Origin of the sequence: Arthrobacter sp. KNU-44, assembly GCF_051843155.1 — a bacterium.
GTDB lineage: Bacteria > Actinomycetota > Actinomycetes > Actinomycetales > Micrococcaceae > Arthrobacter.
In genome coordinates, this window is sequence record NZ_JBPXNG010000002.1 from 3,490,210 (window position 1) to 3,512,042 (window position 21,833).

Consider the following 21,833-nt stretch of genomic DNA (forward strand, 5'->3'; position numbering starts at 1 on the left):
CCCCCGCGGCCAGGGTGCGGTGAGTGTCAGTGAGTCAGGAGTTTAGAGAGGAAATCCTTGGCGCGGTTGCTCTTGGGGTTGGTGAAGAATTCCTCCGGCTTGGCGTCTTCCACGATCTGGCCGTCGGCCATGAAGACAACGCGGTCGGCAGCTTTGCGCGCAAAGCCCATCTCATGGGTGACCACGATCATGGTCATGCCTTCCTTGGCCAGCTGGACCATGACATCCAGGACCTCGTTGATCATTTCCGGATCGAGTGCCGAGGTCGGCTCATCGAACAGCATGACCTTCGGCTTCATCGCGAGCGCCCGGGCAATTGCCACACGCTGTTGTTGGCCACCGGACAGCTGTGCAGGCATCTTGGGTGCCTGTTGCCCGACGCCGACCCGCTCCAACAACGCCATGGCGTCCTTGTCCGCGGTTGCTTTGTCCTGCTTCTTCACCTTGATCGGTCCCAGCGTGACGTTTTCGAGGATCGTCTTGTGGGCGAACAAGTTGAAGGATTGGAAGACCATACCGACGTCGGCCCGGAGGAGTGCAAGTTCCTTGCCTTCCTCGGGCAGTTTCTTGCCATCGATCGAGATCTCGCCCGTATCGATGGTCTCCAAGCGGTTGATGGCGCGGCACAGCGTGGACTTGCCCGAGCCCGACGGCCCAATGACAACCACGACTTCACCCTTTTTCACTTGGAGGTTGATGTCCTTCAGGACATGCAGTTGACCAAAGTGCTTATTGACGCCATTCAGGGAGACGAGGGCATCGCTGGCGGCTTGAATAGTCATGAGACGAATCTATCGAACAAATGATTCAAGTTGAGCCAGGTCACAGTTACTTCCGTGGATCGTGATTCAACAGATACCTGCCTTGCAGCTATCTGACAGCAAATGGTGGGCGGGGAACCCAACACCGCAAACAACAGAGCCACGCTGGAACGGCTGCAGCCGCCATCCGCGCTAGCCTAGGTCAATGAGTACCAGCCAGCCCCAAGTTCCAAGTCCAGACGCCAATGGCAAGGCGATGAGCAACGGATCGGCAGCGTCAGCTCCGGCCGTAGCCGCGGAGCCGCCAGCCAAGCACAAAGGACCCTTGGAGCTTCGGCGCAAACAGGCCGCCATGCCGATGTCGGACCAGCGGCTCCTGGACACCAGGGGAGCCGACCACTTCATTCACACCGATCCTTGGCGGGTCCTGCGGATCCAGAGTGAATTCGTTGAAGGATTCGGTGCGCTTGCCGAGCTCGGCCCCGCCGTCAGTGTCTTTGGCTCCGCCCGCACCAAGCCGGGCACCGGCTACTACGATATGGGCGTGCAAGTCGGCCGACACCTCGCGGAAGCCGGCGTCGCCGTCATCACCGGCGGTGGGCCGGGATCCATGGAAGCCGCCAACCGGGGGGCCGTTGAAGGCAACGGCGTTTCCGTGGGACTGGGAATCGAGCTGCCCTTCGAACAAGGCCTCAACCGCTGGGTGGACCTTGGCATCAACTTCAGGTACTTCTTCGCCCGCAAGACCATGTTCGTCAAGTACGCGCAAGGGTTCATCGTCCTTCCGGGCGGCCTGGGAACCCTTGACGAACTGTTTGAAGCCATGGTCCTGGTGCAGACCCGCAAGGTGACATCGTTCCCCATCGTTCTTCTGGGGGTCGATTTCTGGAGCCCGATGATCGAATGGATCAAGGGGACCCTCGTGGCCGAAGGAATGGTCTCCGCCAAGGACCTGGACCTCATCCAGCTTGTGGACGATCCTGCGGACGCCGTTCACCGCGTCCTGCACGGAATCCCGCGGCCACCCTCGACCAACGGAGACCAGCGCCCGGAGTAGCCTTGCCGGAACTGAGCTCTCAGCTGAGTCTGGCACGATGGTTGTTGTGAGCTTTTTTCTGGTCTTTCTCGCCATTGTCATTATCGGTGCCGTGTTGTTCCTCGGCGCCGGAATGGCGAAATCCAGCCGCGACCCCGGCGCCGGGTTGGATGAACCCGTTCCGAACCTGCCGCCCGTTCTGTTACCGGCCGGAGCCAAGGCGTCCGACGTCGACCGCGTGCGCTTTGCCCTCGGGCTGCGGGGCTACCGGATGGACCAAGTGGATGAGGTCCTCGATGAGCTGAGGGACCAGCTCACCTGGCAGGAGAGGGAAATCGAACGGCTGAAACTGGCCCTTGAAGCAGCCGGGACCCAGGAAGCACCAAAAGAGTGACCCCGTCAGTCGAATCGCGGTCCTCGACAGGAATCCTGGCCCGAAGACTGAGCCGCGCCGGAGCCCACGCAGCGAGCTGGCCGTGGTGGATCCAGGTCGCCCTCATCTACATCGCCTCGAGGCTCGTCAGCGCTTGCATTTTCATGGCTGCCGCATTGCAGCAAGGTGTCAATCCGTGGTTTCCGCCAGCACCCGACTACTGGAACTTCATCACGATCTGGGATGGGCGCTGGTACTCCGAAGCCGCAAACAACGGTTACCCGTCTGTTTTGCCGGTCAATGCGGACGGCGGCGTCGCGGAAAATTCCTGGGCGTTCTATCCACTGTTTCCGTACCTTTCCCGCGCCCTCGGTGCACTCACCGGATTGGCGACGCTGCCGGCCCTGACGGTCGTCGCCATGGCTGCCGGGCTTGGGGCGGCCCTGGTGGTCTACAAACTGTTCCGGGAATTCGCCGGGCGAACAACAGCGCTGTGGGCGCTGACCTTCTTTTCGATGTTCCCCGTCTCGGCCATCCTGCAGGTCCCCTATGCGGAATCCCTCAATACCCTTCTCTTGGCGGGTTCGCTCCTGCTTGTGGTGCGACGCAAGTATCTTGGCGCGATGCCCGTGGTCTTGCTCATGTGCCTATCACGGCCCACCGGAGTGCCCTTCGCGGCCATGGCGGGCCTGTTGCTGCTCCACCACCTGTGGAAGAGGTTCGGACGCCGCTCGGGCGCCGGGTCCATTCCGGTTTCCGTGCCAACAGCCGCCGTGCCAACAGCCGCCGTACTGACGCTCCGGGAACTCATATCGCTGGCCGCGCTCGTGGTCGTCAGCGTGGCAGGGGCTTTCGCGTGGCCGGCCATTGCCTGGGCGGTCACGGGGGATCCGCTGGCCTACACCAAGACCGAAACTGTTTGGCGCGGCGCTGACCTCGTTCCGTTCAAGCCGTGGTTCGAGACCGGTCAAATGCTCTTCGGACCGGTACTCGGTATTCTGGCGCCGTTTGTCTTCGTGGCGCTCTTTGCCCTGCTGATGTTGAGCAAACCGGTCCGGGCACTGGGCACCGAACTGAGGCTGTGGTGCGCCTGCTACGTGGGCTACCTCCTGGTCTTCCTGCACCCCCAGACGAGCACGTTCCGGATGCTCTTGCCCTTGTTCCCCTTGGCGCTCAGTGCAGCCTGGTTGTCCCGCTCGAAGGCCTACCGCGGCACCGTGGTGGTCATGTTCTTCCTCCTCCAGATCGTATGGATCGTCTGGCTGTGGGCGTGGGCGCAGTTGCCGGGCGGCGGCGACTACCCTCCGTGACGCTACGCGTCGTTTCGCCTGTTCAAGCGCGATCACGGCCGGCCGGGAAAAGTCCATCAATTAGCTACGGGCGGGTAATTACGAGATAATGGACACAAGCAAGGACAAAGGCACTCTCGGGTGCCCGGCGACGACGACTGAACTGCCATGACTGTCGACGCCGTATATTCCACGCGGAGCCAACCCGGCCGGGTTGGCGGGATTTGGGACAACTGGAGGGGATTTTCCTAATGGCGGCTATGAAACCACGTACTGGCGACGGCCCTATGGAAGTAACCAAAGAGGGCCGCAGCCTGATCATGCGTGTGCCGCTCGAAGGCGGAGGACGGCTGGTGGTCGAGCTCAACGCAGCAGAGGCGGCGAACCTCAAGGAATGCCTCGTAGGCGTTACCGAATAGATTCACTGGGCAGGGCCCGGCAGAAGAGCCGGCGCCCTGCTTTCATGTTTAAGGCTGAAAGCGAAGGCTGGCCGGTTACTTCTTGACCGCTACGAGCAAGCCGTCGCCGGTGGGAAGCATCGCCGAAGAGAGTCGCTCGTCGTCGCGGATGGCTTTGCCGATCTGGCGCAACACCACGGTGGTGCTGTCCCTGGCAGCCGGGTTGGAAACCTTGTCCTTGTCCAGGGCGTCATTGATGACCAGTGTTCCGCCCGACTTGAGCAGCCTGATGGCCTGCTCGACGTAACGGGGGAAGTTGGGCTTGTCTGCGTCGATGAACACGAGGTCGTAAGCGGAGTCGGTGAGCCGCGGCAAGACGTCGGCTGCACGGCCGGAGATGGTCCGGGTCCGGTTCGCGGGGCTGCCGGATTCCAGGAAGGCCTCACGGGCGGCCTTGAGGTGCTCGACGTCGACGTCGATAGTGGTCAGCACAGCCTGCGGGCTGAGGCCGCGCAGCAGGCAAACGCCGGAGACGCCAGCTCCGGATCCGACCTCTACAACCGTCTGGGCCTTCGATGCCGCGGCGAGGACTGTCAGGACAGCTCCAACGCCTGGGCTCACGGGAGTAACGCCCAGCTCGAACGAGCGTTCACGGGCGCGAAGCAACACGTCGTCCTCGGCAGGCAGATCTTCTGCGTAGGACCAGCTGGTTGACTTGTCGGCACTCATGGGGGTTCGCTTTCCAGGCAGAGGGGTATTGCTTCCAGACTACTGGCTACGGGGCGTCCGGCCCGGACGCCCGCGGCCCGCAATTCTGTGTCTTTCCGGGTGTCCTCCCGCGTGTCCTCCGGACAATGTTCGCTCTGCGGGAAAAGCCTGCCTGTGATCAGCAAAATCTCAGGCAAGACTGGGATGATGTATATCCAGCCATCCAAGCGAGGGCCGGCAACGAACTCCTGAGTGACCGGCAGGATGACAAACAGTTTGAGGGGAGCGGACGATGCGGGCATCAAGTGCTGCGCCAGTCCAGACAACGGCAGCAGTCCTGGGTTCCACCGACACGGCCCCTCCGGCCGAAGAGTGGGTCAGGCCAAGTTGGGAAGAAGTGGTGGAGAACCACTCCGCCAAGGTCTTCCGCCTTGCCTACCGGCTCACTGGAAACAAGTTCGACGCCGAAGACCTCACCCAGGAAGTCTTCGTCAGGGTCTTCCGTTCGCTCGAAAACTTCAAGCCAGGCACACTCGACGGCTGGCTGCACCGCATCACCACCAACCTCTTCCTTGATACGGCGCGTCGGAAGAGCCGCATACGCTTCGATGCCTTGGCCGAAGACGCCGAATCCCGGTTGCCGGGGCATGAACCCGGGCCCGAGCAGAGCTTCGAGCTGAACAACCTCGATCTCGACGTCCAGCGCGCCCTGGAAGAACTCCCCCCGGACTTCCGCGCCGCCGTCGTGCTTTGCGATCTGGAAGGCCTTTCGTACGACGAAGTTGCCGAAGCACTTGACGTGAAGCTCGGAACCGTCAGGTCCCGCATCCACCGCGGACGGACAATGCTTCGTGAAAAGCTGGCGCATAGGGATCCGCGGCCCGTCCAAGCCCGTAAGCCGCGGCTCAAGATGCCGCGCATCGCCGGTCTCCTTTAGTCGCCGATGGGTCTGCTGAAAGGACGACGCGGTGGTTTGCCCCGGGGAAGTATCCGGCACAGCCGCGCCCCGGGGCACCTGCAGGAATGCTCTGAATGCCACGCCGCGGTCCTGCGGGAGCGCCAGTACCTGGAACGGCTTCGCCGTGCCGCGGTTCCGGAGGCGAGCCAGGATTTCACCAACAGGCTGATCGAACACACCCAGCGGTTGGCGCAATCCGATTTTCCTGCGCGCCCTGTGCCCCAGCGAAGCGTGTGGCACGGTATCCGGCTTGCCAGCGCCGCGGCCGGCGGACTCGCCGTGAGCGCCGGAATCCTGGCGGTTGCAGCCTACGCGGTCGGCGGTGAAGTTACGCCGCAGGCCTCCAACCGCGGAGAGCAGGAAGTCCGGACGCTGGTCAGTTCAACCGTGCCCGCAAACGTCGGAGAGCAGCTTCCCGTGACTGGTGCGCAGTTGAGTCTGCCCGCGAGCGTGGCCGGGACGGTGAGCCTGAGCGAGCAGCAGTTGTCCGAACTGCGGCGAGACGGCTGGGCATGTCCCGAAATGGCGAGCATGGGATACCACGTGGTTTCCGCCCGGGCCTTGATGCAGGACGGGCATCCCGCCGTCGAGCTGCACCTCAGCGACGGTGACCACCAGGCCACCCTCGTGGAGCAGCACTTGGAGGGCACCGGCACTTCAGGAACCCAACTGTCCATCACCCAAGGGGCCCCGTGGCAGGCCGTCTATTCCTCGCCGGTGGCCGTGCTGCGATATTCCTCCGACATGCCTGCCAATCAGGCTGCGGGAGCCGTTCCTGAGCTCGTGAAGGCGGGCGATTCGCTGGTGGTGGCCCGGCCCGCCGAGAACAGCGCCGAGACCTGGAACGAACGGCTGCAACGGGGACTCCATGCCCTGGCGGGCCTCGCAGGTTTCTGAGCGGACCAACGGACAAGGTAATCTTCGATACGTGTTTGGAATCAATGGCTCGGAGTTTCTCATCCTGCTGATCATCGGCGTCATCGTGATCGGCCCCAGCCGTTTGCCTGAATACACGCGGAAGCTGACGAACCTGGTCAAGGAGCTGCGGCGCATGGCGTCCGGTGCCCGCGAGCAGATCAAGGAAGAAGTCGGCATCGACATCGATGAAGTCGACTGGAAGAAGTATGACCCGCGCCAGTACGATCCGCGCCGGATCATCAAGGAAGCACTGCTCGACGACGACACGAAGCCTGTCAGCGACGGTGCGCCTGTCGCCGTGGCCGCCGTGGACACCCCCACGAAGGTTCCCGAGCGCGTTGTTGAACGGCTTTCCATTGGTGAAAAGGCGCCCTTCGACGCCGAGGCCACCTAAAAAGCTATTTCGGCTGGATCCCGAGGGACATTCCGGCGAGGCCGCGCGGCTTGGCGTTGAGCTTTCCGGCGATGCCCTGAAGTGCCTGTGCGGCGGCCGTCTCCGGAGCCGTCAACACCAAGGGACGGCCCGCGTCTCCGCCTTCGCGCAGACGGATGTCCAAGGGGATCTGTCCCAACAGCGGAACGTCGGTCCCGACGGCGGCGCTCAACCGCTCAGCCAGCACCCGCCCGCCGCCGCTTCCGAACAATTCCATCCTGCCGCCGTCGGGCATTTCGAGGAAGGACATGTTCTCGACGACTCCGGCAAGCTTCTGGCCGGTCTGCGTTGCGATGGTTCCGGCTCTCTCGGCAACATCCGCCGCTGCGGCCTGCGGGGTGGTCACCACGAGGATTTCCGCGTTGGGAAGCAACTGTGCCACCGAGATGGCGATATCGCCCGTGCCTGGCGGAAGATCCAGGAACAGGGCATCCAGATCGCCGAAATAGACATCCGTGAGGAATTGCTCCAGGGCACGGTGCAGCATGGGTCCCCGCCAGGCCACCGCCTTGTTCCCGGAAACAAACATGCCAATGGAGATCACTTTAACGCCGAAGGCCACGGGCGGGAGGATCATGTCGTCCACCCGTGTGGGCTGCTGCGTGATTCCCATGAGCGCCGGGACGGAGAAGCCGTGGACGTCGGCGTCGACGATTCCCACGCGCAGCCCCTGTGCCGCAAGGGCGCACGCAAGGTTGACCGTCACCGAGGACTTTCCCACACCGCCCTTGCCGCTGGCCACGGCAAAGACTTTCGTCAGGGAGCCCGGTTCGTTGAAGGGGATTCCGCGTTGCCCCCCTGCGCCTCTCAACTGTTCCTTGAGTGCGTCGCGCTGCGCTTGTGTCATGACCTTGAGCTCGACTTCGACGCCCGTCACGCCCGGAACCCTCTTAAGGGCAGCCGTGGCGTCCGCCGTGATCGTCTCACGCAGGGGGCAGCCGGCGATGGTCAGCAGCACCACAACCCGGACGGTTCCGTCCGGACTGGCCTCTACCGAATCCAGCATCCCCAACTCAGTGATGGGCCGGCGGAGTTCGGGATCGATGACGGTTGCCAAGGCAGCGTTGAGAGCCTCGACGGATGGTGTGCTCATGGGGTGGATGTTCAGCTTTCGGGCTGGGCGGGAGGACCTGAGTGTGGCGCCGGCGAGCCGACGGCCGAGAGGTCGGGGGCAGGTTGGTCAGCGCTGGAATGCGCCGGATGGACCTTGGGGATTTGTTGCGTGGGGGGATTGCGCTGTTTATTGCGCTTGTCCTTGATCTTGTCTTTGGCTTTCTCGCCGTTGCTGGAGCCGCCGGAATTGTTCGGACCCAATTCCTCCTGCGCTTCGAGAAGATCCGACAGCAGCGAGCGGAGTTCTGCACGCACGTAGTCCCTGGTAGCGACCTCGCGCAAGGCGATGCGAAGAGCCGCGACCTCGCGGGTCAGGTATTCGGTGTCGGCCAGATTGCGCTCGTCTCGGGCGCGGTCCTGCTCGATTGTCACGCGGTCCCTGTCGTCCTGGCGGTTCTGGGCCAACAGGATCAGGGGTGCGGCGTAGGAGGCCTGCGTGGAGAAGAAAAGATTCAGGAGGATGAACGGGTACGGATCCCACTGGAAGCCGAACAAGCCAATAACGTTGAACGCAATCCAGACGATCACGAAGATCGTCATATAAAACAGGAAATTCGCCGTACCCATGTAGCGGGCGAAGCGCTCGGCAAATCGGCCGAAGGCATCGGGATCGCTGCCGAAGTTCGGCAGCATGCGGGAACGTAGCTCGAGCGGGGTGTCAAGTCCTCCGCTGGTGGGCTTCTCAGCCAATTCGGCCTCCTAGTTTCCTGATCGGGGCTCCGTCTTCGTGGGTTCGCCAGTCGTCCGGGAGCAAATGGTCCAAGAGGTCGTCAACAGTCACCGCCCCTACGAGGCGACCGGCGCTATTCACGACCGGGAGGGAGTTTAGGTTGTAGGAGGCCATGGTGTGGCTGACCTCGCTGACGCTGGCGTGATCGGAAACCGGCTCCAGGTTCTTGTCCACGATGCTGCCCAGTTGTTCAGGCGGGGCGCTGCGGAGCAATTGCTGGATATGCACGACGCCGAGGAAGCGTCCCGTGGGGGTCTCCAGCGGCGGGCGGCAGATAAAGATGGCAGAGGCCAGGGCGGGGGAGAGTTCCTCGCTGCGCACGTGGGCCAGAGCCTCAGCGACGGTGGCTTCGGGGGGAAGGATGACGGGAACCGGGGTCATGAGGCCGCCGGCAGTGTCTTCGTCATACTGCAGGAGCCGGCGCACGTCGTCGGCCTCGTCGGGCTCCATCAGGAGCAGCAGTTCCTCGGCCTTCGCGGAAGGAAGGTCTGCCAACAGGTCTGCCGCGTCGTCCGGGTCCATCTCTTCCAGTACGTCGGCTGCGCGTTCGTTGTCCAGGGCGGACAGGAGCGTCACTTGGTCCTCTTCCGGCAATTCCTGGAGCACGTCGGCGAGGCGTTCGTCCTGGAGCTCGCTGGCCACTTCGATCCGTCGCTTGTCCGACATCTCCTGGAGTGCGTCGGCAAAATCGGCCGGTTTGAGGTCCTCGTGGGTGGCAACGAAATGGCTGGCACCCTGGGGATCGTTCTCGGAACCCTGCAGCGTGTCCGCCCAGTCCACCAGGAGGGTGTGACCGCGGCGCAGCCCCCGGAGCCTGGAGGTAGACGTGCCGCGTCGAATGAAAAGCTTGGATACCAGCCAGTCACCGTTGCGCTGCTGGTCCATAGCGATGTCTTCGATAATGGCGTCGCCGCTGCCGTCCTTGAGGGTCACCTTGCGGTCAAACAGCTCGCCGACCACCAGCTGCTCGGCACCGCGTTGCTGGAATCGGCGCAGATTTACCAGTCCGGTGCAGATGATCTGGCTCTGGTCCATGGACGTCAGCCTGGTCATGGGAACGAAGACGCGCTTCTTGCCGGGGACTTCGACGACGATACCCACTGCATGCGGGGCCCCGCGCAGGCCGCGCGAGAGCACCACGACGTCACGCAGCCGGCCCAGGCGATCGCCGAGGGGGTCGAAAACGTCGAGGCCGAGCAAGCGCGCAACAAAGATGCGTGAAGGATTTGTGCTCACCCTTACAGGCTACCGAGTCTGCTCTCTTTTAGCTGAATTTCAGCCGGTTCACATGTGTATGGGACAGAATGGGGGTATGGCGAACATTTTCGGTGCCCCTAAGGCCACGGAGGAATCCCGCAGCGTCCCCAAGGGCGACACCGTGGGCTCTTACACTTCCTATCTCGATGCCCAGAAGGCGGTGGATTATCTTGCCGACCAGCAGTTCCCCGTCCAGCATGTCTCCATTGTCGGAAACGACCTCAAAATGGTGGAGCGGGTAACGGGACGGCTCAGCTACCCGCGGGTCGCTTTGTCCGGGGCCCTGAGCGGTATGTGGTTCGGCCTGTTCGTGGGCGTCATGCTTTCGTTCTTTACCCCTGCCGGGGGACCCTTCTCGATTGTGACCTCGGTCCTCATGGGTGCGGCATTCTTCATGCTCTTCGGGATCGTCACCTACGCTGCTCAGCGCGGGAAGCGGGACTTCACCTCCACCAGCCAGGTAGTGGCGACCAACTATGACGTGATTGTCGCGCTTGAGGCAGCCAACGAAGCCCGCCGTCTCCTCCACCAGTTGCCGATGAACCCTTCAGAGGCAGCCTTCGGCCGGCCGCCGCAGGCATACACGCCGCAGGACTACCGGAACCCGCCGGTCCATCCAGGTGCACCCCAAGGCCCGGGCCCGGAACGTCCGGCGTCGTGGCAGGACCCCTATGGCCAGCGCGGACCCGAAGGCGGACAGGGCACGGCCGGCGAGCCCGCCCAACCTGTTGCGGATGCCCCGGCCCCAGCCGCGGCCGCGCGCCCGACCGCCGGCGTCCGCTACCCGGATCTTCCCGACGGCCGTCCGCAGTACGGTGTGCGGGTGAATGAACCCGGAACCGGCGAGCAAGCCGCCAACGGTGAGGATCCGGCCAAGCAGTAGCTATTGTTGGGCCGCACACCTGCAATCTGGAAGGCCTGCGAGCTTTCGGACGCGCCAGTCCAAGGTGAATAGGTCGAGTTCCCGCACCTGCCCGGACAGCGCAAGCGGCAACCCGAGCAGGATCCGCGTGGCCTCCCACGCCGTCAGATTCGCCACCAATCCCGAAATCGCCGCGATGCTTCCCCCGCTCCTCGTTCTACCCTTGAGCGGAAGGAAGTCGGAGCGTTTGTGATCGTTCATGGTCTGTGAACGGATGCATTGCCAGCACACTGTCTGTCCAGGGATGATGCTGGTGCCTGGCACGCCTAGGTTTCCGCCGTACGCGCCACCAATGATGTGGGGAACGCACGCTTCCGTCGCGGCTTCAGCGATGAAATCCGAGATGACGACGACGTCCGGCTCATCCGCGCATCCGATCACGAGGCTCGCGTCTTTCAACGCCGATTTGAGGTCAGCCGCGGCAACTACTCGAAAACGGTTCGTGATGACTTGAATGTTCTCGTTGATCGACTTGAACCGTAGGGCCGCGGCATCCACCTTAGCCAGGCCTAGATCGCCGGGCTGGTATAGGACCTGTCGATTCAGGTTTGTGAGTTCTACAATGTCCGGATCGAAAATCTCAATTCTGCCGATACCTGCCGCGACGAGGGATTGCAAAAGCACTGTCCCGGTCCCGCCGACTCCCACGACCACCACTTTTGAAGTATTGAGTTTCTCCTGCAACTCAAATGGCGAGTCGGCAAGCCCAAACGTAGATGCGAACTCCTGAAACAGCCTCTCTTGACGTTCGAACCTGTTTGCGCTCGAATGCTCCGGCTGCGGGTATGCATCAAAAAGGCGCTCGGTGTCCATGATGGCCAGGACGTTCTCAAGCGATTTCCGACTGAACCCGGCACTTCCTTCGAGGACCGATTCGATCCTTTCGACGGAATTCGACCCGTCAAGCAAGGGGATCAAGTCGATCACAAACGGGGATACGTCGAATTCAAGGACCCTGAGTTCCATGGTGCAAATGAACTGCATTCGACAATCGCGGTTGAATATCAGCACGCTGTCCCGCAATCTCAAGGGACGAAAACCCATCTTCGCTCCTGTTCCATCGGCCATTACTCAGCCCTCAGGGCAGCCAACGGCTCTATTCGATCCGCCCTGCGGCTTGGTCCTATCGCCGCAAGGCATAACGCCGTCAAGGTGACAATTGCGATTCCACTGAATGCCAGGACGGTAAAAGTAGGGCTCAGCGTTACGCCGAGTGCTCCGGCGACAAGCTGGGTCAGGACCCACCCAGCCAACTGGCCAACGAGAAGACCGCCTGCAAGGGCTGCAATTCCGAGCAAAATCGCGTCAGCAGCGACTAGCCTCGTTATGTCGCCGCGGGTGGCACCAATCGCGCGCAGCATCCCGAACTCTTTCTCGCGACGAGCGACGCAGACTGAGAACAGGCCGGCGGCGCCGACCGCACCGAGGCTGAGTGCAAGCACCACGATGCCGAAGGCAGCTCCGGCGTATGAGCCGAGCTCTGATTCTGCGCGCTCCTTCATTTTGGCGGCTGTGATCACCGAGACCCCAGGGATGTCGGCAACTGAATAGGCGATCTGGTCCCGGAGCGCTGTGACGTCGACACCCGGCTTCGCTTCTACATTCCAGCCGTTGGATCCAGTGATTCCGAGCTCGGCAGCCGTGTCACGACTCATCACCACTTGGTTCCCTGTTGCCAACGACGCAAACGTCCCGACAACGCGAAGTGAGAGGGTCTTGCCAGCCCGGTCTAATCTGACGGTATCGCCCAAGGAAATATCGCGGCTCACGGCGAGAGCTTCAGGAACGATGATCGCGCCTCCCTTTTCCAGGGCAAGTGGCGCGGTCCCGTCACTTCCCTGGCGCCATGGAAGCTGGGCTGTGGCAAAATAGCTGTTTGGATCTACAGCAAGGATTGCAACCTGGCTTGAGGTCCCTTGGAACTGCAATGCTGCGCGGTCCCAAACAGTGTCCGAAACCCTGTTGATCATTTGAATTGACCCCAGGCGTTCGTCTAATTTCCCAGTGATTGGCGTTGTGGACGATATTTGAATGTCGGCCCCGAATTGACGAGCAATTTGCTCCACCATGGCGCTCCTCACAGATCCGACTCCGATCACGAGGGCCGCACCCAGGCAGACGACAATGCCCATGATGGCCGTCGTAGTGTCGAGCGATGCGTGTTTGCGGAGACGCTGGGCCGCGGCCTTGCCTGTCCACCCTTTGAAGATCTGTAGCCTGCTGGTGGCTTCGAGAATTAACGGAGCAAGGAATCCCACGGCGGCCAGCGATACGACGAATCCGGCGAGCTTCACGACGACGGAGTCAAGCCAGTAGCTGCCGGCTCCGAATACGAGGAGCATGCTGCCGACAGCGGCACGGAGTCTCTGCCCAGACCTGCGCTCCGCGACTTCAGGTGAGATGGCCGTAAGAGGGGCCTGGCGTAGCACTTTCACGATGGCCCGGGCGGCCCCGGCGCATCCCGCAGCGACCCCGCTCAGGATGGCAAGCAGAACTTGCCAAAGTTCGACCGCCACGGTTGCCGGAGGTATGTTGCCGATCGATGAAAGGACTTGGTTGAGGATCCAGCTGACGCCAAACCCAAGCCCCAACCCGACCACCGAGCACGCGAACGCGAGCATCAGTGCCTCACACAAGACGGCGCTTGCCAGCCAGGATCCGCGGGCGCCGACAGTGCGCATGACGCCATAAGTCAGCCGGCGGGAATTCACGACGGACTGGAAGGCCGTCGCTGATAGGAGGAACGAGATGCCCAGTACGGTGCCGGAGGCGATCATCAAGATGAGTGAAACAACCGCGATGAGGGGACCGAGGGTCGAATTGAGGGCAGAAGTGTCCTGTACTTTGAACTGAGGAGGCAGGCTGGACGAATAGTCGCTCTGCCAGCGTTCAGCGGAGTTCCCGGCCGCCAGCTGGATGTCAACCCTTGATAGTTGGCCCTGCTGGTTGAATATCATCTGGGCGTAGGACAAGTCGACAAAAATGTTGTCGTACGCCAACGGACCAAGAACCTTGCCATTGAACACGCCTACGACGCGCAGTTGCGTGGTAGCGTCGCTCGACGCGACCACGAGCGAATCGCCTATGTCCACGCCCAAGCGCAAAGCCACGTCGGACGGAACCAGTGCCTCAGGCTTGTTTACCGTAGGGAGCCCGCCCCGTAGCTCAAGCCTCATAAGTTGAAGCTCAGTGTTGAACGTAGCGGGGTAGCCCGTAACCGTCAGCGGGCGGCCTGTTCCGATGGTTCCTGCAGGCCGGACGCTTGAATTTCGTGCCAGAGTCGGGATCGCCGTCGCAACGCCAGGGAGATCCGCCACGCCCTTTACTGCGCTCTCCGGGACTGTGGTTCCGGGAATGGCAGGCACGACCGCGACGTCGCCTATGCCTGACAGCGAGCCGGCTCCTTCCGACAGCTGGTCGTTGATGCTCTTCGATGTGAGCAGAGTGCCGAAAATGAGTGCAACGCCGAACACCAGCGCAACCGCTGCGACTCCATATCGGGGAAAATCAAAGCGAAGTTGCCGCAAACCACGAGCGAACGCGCTCATCATGGTGAGAATCTCCCTCCCGGTGTGGCCCGTTGAGGGTCAGGTCAAGTTGATCAATGATCTTTCCGTCCTGCAGCGCGATGATCCGGTCGGCATAACTCGCAGCATATGGATCATGGGTGACCATCAGTCCGCTGGTACGACGATCGTCGCCAATCGCGTCGCGAATCAGACGGAGAACAATATCTCTGTTCCTCGAGTCGAGGCTTCCCGTCGGTTCATCGGCGAGGACGACGCTGGGACCCCCGAAGAGCGCTCGAGCTACGGCGACCCGCTGACGTTGCCCGCCTGACAACTGATCGGGAAATCTATCAGCATATTCAAACAGTCCCAGCTGATCGAGAAGAACCAGAGCATCTGCTCGCCAACAAGAGCCTCTTTGACCGGAAACAATCGATGACAACGCGACGTTCTCCACCACCGTCATGCTCGGAACAAGATGAAATGCCTGGAAAATGAATCCAATATTCTCCCGCCGGAAGATTGTCCTCTGTTTTTCGTCCATCCCGGAGACCTCGAGTCCTGCTACGTCGATACTCCCCGCAGTCGGCGAATCGATTCCACCGACCAGTTGGAGCAGAGTTGACTTGCCGGATCCGGATGGGCCAATGACGGCAACAAGTTCACCTGGTCGGATCTCTAGTTCAGCGATATCTAGTGCAGCCTTCTCTTGTCCGGCACCGTCGCGATAGTGGCGACGAACGCTTTTGAGGGAAATGGCGGGAAGTTGGACAACGGTCATGTCTCGACGGTCCAGACCTGGGGGAGCATCCGGTCAAATTCGAACCACATTTCCCATTCTCCAAGGTCTCCGGCGAGAAGCTCCGACTCAATGACATCCCAAACGGCCAGCACGGAGCGGCGACGGTCATCTGGAGATGCCGGCGGTGGTATTGCAGGATGGTATTTGAGGCGAAAGCGGCCGTCGCCGATACCCCTGAGCGTAAGTGGGACCATAGGGGCACCGGAAGCATAGCTCAGAAGTATCGGACCTGTCGGAACCATGATGGTCGTCCCCAAGAATGGAATTCGGGCATGGTGCTCATCTACTCCACGAGGGTCCAGTTCAGGGAACATGGAAAAGATCCTGCCCTCGCTCAAGGCCTCCATGGCGGAGCGTATCGCCGATGTACTCCCGAGCCGGATCCCGCGGAAGTCCAAGTCAGGAAAGGACGCTGCGCGGATCTCGTCAAAATTCATTCGATTGTAGAGAGTCGTCGTCGGCATTTCATAAGCGAGCATGGGAATGGCAACGTATGAGGGTCCCAAATGCAGCGGGAGCGCGATTACCCCTCGACCTCTGGATGCCGCCTCGTGAAGGTGCTCGCGTCCATCGACGTCCACAACATCCCGAAACAGGGTCTCAGGGTCTTTCATCCACAGATTGATGAAAGTCGATTCAAACTGCAGCTTCGGTCCGTACTCAGCAAAGCTCGTGGCGTGCAATTCCAGGTCAAAGCCATCAAGCCCAGGGACCGCATTCATGAAATCCAGGGCTCGGGCCTTCAAGACCTCGAAATTGTCTAAGTCTGGTTGGTTTGCCCGGTAGATGGGCCGGTCGAGGGCGTCTAGCTTTTTCATAAGGTTCCACGCGCCAGCTGGCCCCGCAGCATGGATCGCCTCATAGAAATGCTTGTGCTTCGGAAAGTCGAAAATATTGAACAGTGGCAAGCGCACGCTGTTCCCCCAAATCAGTGTTGTTCGTATCCTTGGTATCTCACTTGGTTCGTTGGTGGCGATACGCAAGCCTCGCCACCAACGAACCGAGCGCTAGATCAGGTGCACAGGCACCCGCTGTTACAGGCCAGGGTGGCTCCCGCCTCCAGCACATCTTCTGAGATCATCTCCATGTGTGTTCACCTCCTCGCTTTGGCCGATTCGAAGATGGAGAAAATGCCATCTCAAGCATGGCAACAGCACCAAACGGGGGATCGACTATCGGTGCTGCGCCTAGGAGGAGGGTACAAGTGCCGAGGGGCGTCTCCGTGTGGATTTCGCCAATCTCAGTGGTCAAAAGGGCAAATCTCAGTGTAAAAAACCCGAAATTAAGTGGACGGAAGCCGGCGTCTCCGTGTTTTAACAAAAGAGGAGGGCCACCGGATCATCAAGATCCGGCAGCCCTCCTCGTGCGTTCTGCCTCAGTGGTTACGCGTCGGCGTCCTGGTAGATCCCCGCCATCCAGGACTCGACGTCGTCGGCCTTGCGGGGGAGGGCGGCGCTGAGGTTGACGGGACCGTCAGCCGTCATCAGGATGTCGTCCTCGATCCGGACGCCGATTCCGCGGTATTCCTCCGGAATAGCAAGGTCCTCGTCCTTGAAGTAGAGCCCGGGTTCGATGGTGAACACCATGCCCTCGGTGAGTACGCCGTCCAGGTAGAGATCACGCTTGGCCTGGGCACAGTCGTGGACGTCCAGGCCAAGGTGGTGGCTGGTGCCGTGCGGCATCCAGCGGCGGTGCTGCTGGCCTTCGGCGCTGACCGCTTCTTCCACGGAAACCGGCAGCAGGCCCCATTCGGCAAGGCGTTCGGCGAGGACCGTGGTGGCGGCGGTGTGGATGTCGCGGAACTTCACGCCCGGCTGCGCTGCGGCGAATCCGGCGTCGGCGGCGTCAAGGACGGCTTCATAGACCTTGCGCTGGATGTCCGAGAACTTTCCGTTGGCCGGAATGGTACGCGTGACGTCGGCCGTGTAGAGGGAATCTGCCTCCACACCGGCGTCGAGCAGCACGAGTTCCCCGGCGTTGACCTTGCCGGTGTTCCGGGTCCAGTGCAGTACCGTGGCGTTGTTTCCGGCGGCAGCGATGGTGTCGTAGCCGAGCTCGTTCCCTTCCTCACGGGCACGCGCGAAGAAGGCGCCTTCGATGACGCGTTCGCCGCGGTGGTGGGTCATGGCGCGGGGGAGGGCGCGGACCACCTCTGCGAAACCCTCGACGGTGGCCGCTAAAGCGGTCTTCATCTGCTCGATTTCCCAGTTGTCCTTGAGCAAGCGCAACTCGGAGAGCGCCTCGCTGAGCAGTTCGTCCAAGGCATCGAGCTCGCCGAGGTCCAGGTTCTCCGGATCCTTGGCTGTGTTGTAGCGGGCCGTATCCACGAGGGCATCGATGTTCTCGTCGACTTTGCGGACCAGGCGGATGGAGATGCCGCCGATTTCCGGGGCACCCACGTTCTTGGTGATGGCCATCTCTAGTTCGTCGAGATGCGCCGTCCTGAGCCCGAGGCGCGCTTCGAATTCGGCGAGCGTCGGACGCGCGCCGATCCAGAACTCGCCGGAACGCGAGTCGGCGTAGAACTGTTCAGTGTCCCGGCCGGCGAGCGGACGGAAGTAGAGCGTCGCGAGGTGGTGGCCGCCGTCGTCGCCGGTTCCCTCCTCCACAGGTTCCAGGACCAGCACGGCATCGGGCTCGTGGTCCAGGCCCAAGCCTGTGAGGTGGGCAAAGCCGGAGTGGGGGCGGAAGCGGTAGTCGCAATCGTTCGAGCGGACCTTGAGCGGGCCGGCCGGTACGACGAGGCGCAGGCCTGCGAACTTGTCGGAGATGGCCCGACGACGCGTGGCGGCATGGTCGGCGACGGCGTCACGCGCAGGGGTCACCTGCGGCGCTGGTGCCCAATTGCTGGCCATGAATGCCTTGAAGGCATCGGACGTGGGCCGCTGGGAGCGGTTGTTGACGCGCTCCTCCAGGGGCTGGGAGGCTGTGGTTTCACCGTTTTGGGTGTTTTCTGCATCGTTCACCGTCCCATCGTCCCATCAAGGCCGACACTAGGCCAACGCAGAATCGGTCCAAGCCGTCCCGAATCAAATACGCTTGGAAAGTGAAGATCGACCTGCACGCGCACTCCAATGTTTCCGACGGGACCGAGGCTCCCGCGGGAGTGATCGCTTCCGCATCTGCTGCGGGTCTGGATGTTGTGGCCTTGACCGACCACGATTCCACTGACGGATGGGAGCAGGCCTCCGTCGCGGCCCTCGAATTCGGAGTGGCTTTCGTGCCCGGGATAGAGATCTCGTGCCGCACCCGCGAGGGGATCAGCGTCCATCTGCTCAGCTATCTCCACGATCCCGCACATCCCGGCCTGCTCGAGGAAATCACCAAGGCGAAAGACGCGAGGCTCACCCGCGCTAAACGGATGGTCACGCTCCTGGCCGAGGACTACCCCTTGAGCTGGGACGATGTCATCCATCATGTGGCTCCGGGTGCCACTGTGGGCCGGCCCCACATCGCCGACGCCCTCGTGGCGGCCGGTGCGGTGGCGAGCCGCTCCGAGGCGTTCACGGCGATCCTGACTTCGCACTCGCGCTATTTCGTGCAGCACTACGCACCGGATCCGGCGCTCGCCGTCGAGCTCGTCCGGTCGGCGGGCGGTGTCCCCGTTTTCGCGCATCCGGTGGCCTCGGCCCGCGGCCGGGTGGTCGGGGAGCGGACTTACCGGGAAATGATCGACGCCGGCCTTCTGGGGCTGGAAGTGGAGCACCGCGACAATCCCGAGGAAGGCCGCGTGTTCCTGCGGCGCATGGCTGCCGAACACGGGTTGTTCATGACCGGATCGTCCGACTACCACGGAACCGGCAAGCCCAATCTGCTCGGGGAGAACCTGACGTCACCCGATGTGCTGGCCCGCATCGAGGAGCTGGGCACCGGAAGTTCAGTGGTCCGCTGACGGAAGCCCCGCGTGGCCCAACTGACTCGCAGTTGTTGTCGTTTACAGGCGTCAAAACGACAACAACTGCGAGTCAGTTGGGGTAGAAGGTGGCCTTGCCGTCTAGTCGCTTGCGCATCACGTCGATGGCCGGGGCGTTCTGGTCCACGCACACGAACCTGCGCTCGAGCTTCGCCGCGACTGAACCAAGGGTTCCTGAGCCCGCGAAGAAGTCGAGGCACCAGTCTCCTGGCCGGCTCGATGCCGTGACGATGCGCCGGACCAGGCCTTCCGGCTTTTGCGTCGGGTAGCCGGTCTTTTCCTTGCCTGTCGGGGAAACGATGGTGTGCCACCAGACGTCCGTGGGAAGCTTCCCAAGTTCGCGTTTGGCCGGCGTTACAAGGCCCGGCGCCATGTACGGCTCACGGTCGACCTCGGCGTTGTCGAAGTGGTACTTTGCAGGATTTTTGACGTACACGAGGATGTTGTCGTGCTTGGTGGGCCAGCGGTTCTTGGCGCGTGCGCCGTAGTCGTAGGCCCAGATGATCTCGTTCAGGAAGCACTCGCGGCCGAAGATCGAGTCCAGCATGACTTTGGCGTAGTGCACTTCGCGGTAGTCGAGATGCAGGTACAGGGTGCCGTCGTCGGCGAGCAGGCGCCAGGCCTCCACGAGCCGGGGTTCCAGGAAGGACCAGTAGTCGCTGAACGCGTCGTCGTAGCGGTGCAGGGCGCCCTTGATGGTGTCATAGGAGCGTCCCTTGAAGCCGACGCGGTCGCCGTCGCCGTCGGCGTTGCGGACCATGCGCGTTTCCTGGCGGCTCTGGACCCGGCCCGTATTGAAGGGCGGGTCCACGTAAATCAGTGTGAAGGCGCCGTCCGGCAGCGTCGGGAGGAAATCCGCGTTGTCCGCGTGAACCACCAAATTGCTGCCGTCCGGCGCCCAAACAATGTCAGTCATTGAGGCCGTTAAGCCTCGGTGCTCTCGCCGGACGCACCCGAAGCCGAGACCACTTCGCCGTTGCGGCGGCGGGTGCGGGAACGGCGTGCGCGGGAAGGCTTGTCCGAGCCCTCGCCGGACTGCGGCTCGGCAGACTGGGCCGTTGCCTCAACGGGGGCTGCTTCGCCTTCGGACGTACGACGGCGGCGGGTGCGGTTGCGTCCGCCCTCACCGTCTCCTTCGCGGGACGGAGCATCGCTGGACTTGGTACCGCGGCGTGCACCTTCACGGCCACCATCACGCCCGGCGTCGCGTCCCGTGCGTCCACGCCCGGAATCGCCGCCTGAACGGGAGTTCTTCTTGCCGGTCTCGCCCAGGTCTTCCAGAACCTCAGCGTCGACGCCGGCGAGGGTGCGCTTGTCGCGGGGCAGGCGGCCCTTGGTGCCCGCGGGGATGTCCAGTTCCTCGAAAAGGTGCGGCGACGACGAGTAGGTTTCCACGGGTTCCGGGTAGCTCAGGCCCAGCGCCTTGTTGATCAGGCCCCAGCGCGGCATGTCGTCCCAATCGACGAACGTCACGGCCGTGCCCTTGTTGCCTGCGCGGCCGGTGCGGCCAACGCGGTGCAAGTAGATCTTTTCGTCTTCGACGCATTGGTAGTTGATCACGTGCGTGACGTCATCGACGTCGATGCCGCGGGCGGCGACGTCGGTGGCCACGAGGACGTCCACCTTGTTGTTGCGGAAGGCGCGGAGAGCCTGCTCGCGGGCGCCCTGGCCCAGGTCACCGTGGATGGCGGCGGCTGCGAAGCCGCGGTCCACGAGTTCCTCGGCAACCTTGGCTGCGGTGCGCTTGGTCTTGGTGAAGATGATGGTCCGGCCGCGGCCGCGGGCCTGCAGAATGCGGGCGACGACCTCGACCTTGTCCATGCTGTGGGCACGGTAGATGAGCTGGCGGATGTCGCGCTTGGTCAGGCCTTCGTCGTCCGGGTCGGCGGCACGGATGTGCGTGGGCTGCGTCATGTAGCGGCGCGCCATGGCGATGACCGGGCCAGGCATGGTGGCCGAGAAGAGCAGGGTCTGGCGGACGGCGGGTGTGCCGGCAATCAGGGTCTCGACGTCCGGAAGGAAGCCGAGGTCAAGCATCTCGTCTGCTTCGTCGAGAATCACCATGCGAACGTTCTTGAGGTTCAGGTGCTTCTGCTTGTAGAGGTCGATCAGACGGCCGGGAGTGCCGACAACAACCTCGACGCCCTTTTGCAGGGCTTCGATCTGGGGCTCATATGCGCGGCCGCCATAGATGGTGGCGATGCGGGCGTTGCGCTTCCGGGACGCCGTCTGGAGATCGTTGGCCACCTGAACGGCGAGTTCGCGAGTAGGAACAATCACGAGGGCCTGGGGTGCACCCGGGACAGCGAGCTTGTCGTGCCCGGCGTCGTCCGGTCCGACGACCCGCTGCAGTGCCGGAATGCCGAATCCGAGAGTCTTTCCAGTACCGGTCTTAGCCTGGCCGATGATGTCGTGACCGCCTAGGGCGACCGGGAGCGTCATGGACTGGATGGGGAACGGGTGGGTGATTCCGGCGTCGGCGAGGGACTCAACGATGTCGGCGCGGACGTTGTAGTCGGCGAAGGTCTTTTCTGCGATCTCGTGGGGTGTTTCGTCCGAGGAAATGGTTTCCTCGGGTTCGATTGTTTCGGTTCCGTCGGTCAGAACTTCATGGGTGTGCAATTCACTCACAGTGGAGTTTTCCTTATTCATTTGGGCTGCGCTGCGTGCTCAACGGTTGTGGCAGGGCCGTTCCGGAGCACGGATGGGCGCA

21 protein-coding genes are annotated in these 21,833 nt (G+C 62.4%); 9 read left to right on the forward strand and 12 right to left on the reverse strand.

Annotated elements, in window-relative coordinates:
* Positions 1 to 26: 26 nt before the first annotated feature.
* On the reverse strand, positions 27 to 782 hold the full coding sequence (locus ACSVHC_RS17410) for an amino acid ABC transporter ATP-binding protein (protein ID WP_437770914.1): 756 nt from the start codon (positions 780 to 782) through the stop codon (positions 27 to 29).
* A gap of 235 nt (positions 783 to 1,017) precedes the next feature.
* Between ACSVHC_RS17410 and ACSVHC_RS17415 the strand changes: the two genes are divergently transcribed.
* From ACSVHC_RS17415 to ACSVHC_RS17430, 4 genes are all read left to right on the forward strand, one after another.
* Positions 1,018 to 1,818, forward strand: a complete 801-nt coding sequence (locus tag ACSVHC_RS17415; RefSeq protein WP_059387487.1) for an LOG family protein — start codon at positions 1,018 to 1,020, stop codon at positions 1,816 to 1,818.
* Positions 1,819 to 1,855: 37 nt separating this feature from the next.
* On the forward strand, positions 1,856 to 2,191 hold the full coding sequence (locus ACSVHC_RS17420; protein ID WP_437770913.1) for a DivIVA domain-containing protein: 336 nt from the start codon (positions 1,856 to 1,858) through the stop codon (positions 2,189 to 2,191).
* Positions 2,188 to 3,480: a hypothetical protein gene (locus ACSVHC_RS17425; protein WP_437770912.1), complete on the forward strand. Its 1,293-nt coding sequence runs from the start codon at positions 2,188 to 2,190 to the stop codon at positions 3,478 to 3,480. The genes ACSVHC_RS17420 and ACSVHC_RS17425 overlap by 4 nt, the downstream gene beginning before the upstream one ends.
* A gap of 230 nt (positions 3,481 to 3,710) precedes the next feature.
* Positions 3,711 to 3,878 carry a DUF3117 domain-containing protein gene (locus ACSVHC_RS17430; protein ID WP_009357720.1) on the forward strand — a complete coding sequence of 56 codons (168 nt, stop codon included), beginning with the start codon at positions 3,711 to 3,713 and terminating at the stop codon, positions 3,876 to 3,878.
* 75 nt (positions 3,879 to 3,953) lie between these two features.
* Here ACSVHC_RS17430 and ACSVHC_RS17435 read toward each other — a convergent pair whose 3' ends face one another.
* Positions 3,954 to 4,586, reverse strand: coding sequence for an O-methyltransferase (locus ACSVHC_RS17435; protein WP_236812041.1), 633 nt, complete (start codon positions 4,584 to 4,586; stop codon positions 3,954 to 3,956).
* 271 nt (positions 4,587 to 4,857) lie between these two features.
* Between ACSVHC_RS17435 and sigE the strand changes: the two genes are divergently transcribed.
* The 3 genes from sigE to ACSVHC_RS17450 are packed head-to-tail and all read left to right on the forward strand — an operon-like array spanning position 4,858 to position 6,835.
* Entirely contained in the window at positions 4,858 to 5,502 is a 645-nt protein-coding gene (sigE, locus tag ACSVHC_RS17440) for an RNA polymerase sigma factor SigE (protein ID WP_437770911.1), read from the forward strand.
* Between the two features lie 36 nt (positions 5,503 to 5,538).
* Entirely contained in the window at positions 5,539 to 6,420 is an 882-nt protein-coding gene (locus ACSVHC_RS17445; protein WP_437770910.1) for a hypothetical protein, read from the forward strand.
* Positions 6,421 to 6,451: 31 nt separating this feature from the next.
* Entirely contained in the window at positions 6,452 to 6,835 is a 384-nt protein-coding gene (locus ACSVHC_RS17450; protein ID WP_345449128.1) for a twin-arginine translocase TatA/TatE family subunit, read from the forward strand.
* A 4-nt stretch (positions 6,836 to 6,839) separates the two neighbouring features.
* Here the strand turns inward: ACSVHC_RS17450 and ACSVHC_RS17455 are convergent, their stop codons facing one another.
* From ACSVHC_RS17455 to ACSVHC_RS17465, 3 genes are read right to left on the reverse strand one after another with little or no spacing between them, the layout of a single operon-like run.
* Positions 6,840 to 7,967 carry an Mrp/NBP35 family ATP-binding protein gene (locus tag ACSVHC_RS17455; RefSeq protein ID WP_437770909.1) on the reverse strand — a complete coding sequence of 376 codons (1,128 nt, stop codon included), beginning with the start codon at positions 7,965 to 7,967 and terminating at the stop codon, positions 6,840 to 6,842.
* 11 nt (positions 7,968 to 7,978) lie between these two features.
* A complete protein-coding gene (locus tag ACSVHC_RS17460) occupies positions 7,979 to 8,620 on the reverse strand; it encodes a DUF1003 domain-containing protein (protein ID WP_437774070.1) in 642 nt (213 codons plus the stop codon).
* Positions 8,621 to 8,669: 49 nt separating this feature from the next.
* The gene (locus ACSVHC_RS17465; protein ID WP_236812034.1) at positions 8,670 to 9,953 is read right to left on the reverse strand and encodes a magnesium transporter MgtE N-terminal domain-containing protein; all 1,284 of its coding nucleotides are present in this window, start codon (positions 9,951 to 9,953) and stop codon (positions 8,670 to 8,672) included.
* Between the two features lie 76 nt (positions 9,954 to 10,029).
* Here ACSVHC_RS17465 and ACSVHC_RS17470 point away from each other — a divergent pair, with 76 nt between their 5' ends.
* On the forward strand, positions 10,030 to 10,857 hold the full coding sequence (locus ACSVHC_RS17470) for a YflT domain-containing protein (RefSeq protein WP_437770908.1): 828 nt from the start codon (positions 10,030 to 10,032) through the stop codon (positions 10,855 to 10,857).
* Here the strand turns inward: ACSVHC_RS17470 and ACSVHC_RS17475 are convergent, their stop codons facing one another.
* The 5 genes from ACSVHC_RS17475 to ACSVHC_RS17495 all read right to left on the reverse strand — a co-directional run bounded on the left by ACSVHC_RS17475 (position 10,858) and on the right by ACSVHC_RS17495 (position 18,173).
* Positions 10,858 to 11,709, reverse strand: coding sequence for a HesA/MoeB/ThiF family protein (locus ACSVHC_RS17475; protein ID WP_437770907.1), 852 nt, complete (start codon positions 11,707 to 11,709; stop codon positions 10,858 to 10,860).
* A gap of 254 nt (positions 11,710 to 11,963) precedes the next feature.
* On the reverse strand, positions 11,964 to 14,444 hold the full coding sequence (locus tag ACSVHC_RS17480) for an FtsX-like permease family protein (RefSeq protein WP_437770906.1): 2,481 nt from the start codon (positions 14,442 to 14,444) through the stop codon (positions 11,964 to 11,966).
* Positions 14,404 to 15,186, reverse strand: coding sequence for an ABC transporter ATP-binding protein (locus ACSVHC_RS17485; RefSeq protein WP_439181160.1), 783 nt, complete (start codon positions 15,184 to 15,186; stop codon positions 14,404 to 14,406). The genes ACSVHC_RS17480 and ACSVHC_RS17485 overlap by 41 nt, the downstream gene beginning before the upstream one ends.
* A complete protein-coding gene (locus tag ACSVHC_RS17490; RefSeq protein WP_437770904.1) occupies positions 15,183 to 16,190 on the reverse strand; it encodes a lysophospholipid acyltransferase family protein in 1,008 nt (335 codons plus the stop codon). The genes ACSVHC_RS17485 and ACSVHC_RS17490 overlap by 4 nt, the downstream gene beginning before the upstream one ends.
* 399 nt (positions 16,191 to 16,589) lie before the next feature.
* Positions 16,590 to 18,173 (reverse strand): aminopeptidase P family protein, encoded by a 1,584-nt coding sequence (locus ACSVHC_RS17495; RefSeq protein WP_437770903.1) that lies wholly within the window; start codon positions 18,171 to 18,173, stop codon positions 16,590 to 16,592.
* Between the two features lie 80 nt (positions 18,174 to 18,253).
* Here ACSVHC_RS17495 and ACSVHC_RS17500 point away from each other — a divergent pair, with 80 nt between their 5' ends.
* Positions 18,254 to 19,099 carry a PHP domain-containing protein gene (locus ACSVHC_RS17500; RefSeq protein WP_437770902.1) on the forward strand — a complete coding sequence of 282 codons (846 nt, stop codon included), beginning with the start codon at positions 18,254 to 18,256 and terminating at the stop codon, positions 19,097 to 19,099.
* A gap of 73 nt (positions 19,100 to 19,172) precedes the next feature.
* Here ACSVHC_RS17500 and ACSVHC_RS17505 read toward each other — a convergent pair whose 3' ends face one another.
* Positions 19,173 to 20,036, reverse strand: a complete 864-nt coding sequence (locus ACSVHC_RS17505; RefSeq protein ID WP_437770901.1) for a DNA-methyltransferase — start codon at positions 20,034 to 20,036, stop codon at positions 19,173 to 19,175.
* Between the two features lie 8 nt (positions 20,037 to 20,044).
* On the reverse strand, positions 20,045 to 21,751 hold the full coding sequence (locus ACSVHC_RS17510; protein ID WP_437770900.1) for a DEAD/DEAH box helicase: 1,707 nt from the start codon (positions 21,749 to 21,751) through the stop codon (positions 20,045 to 20,047).
* Between the last annotated feature and the right edge of the window lie 82 nt (positions 21,752 to 21,833).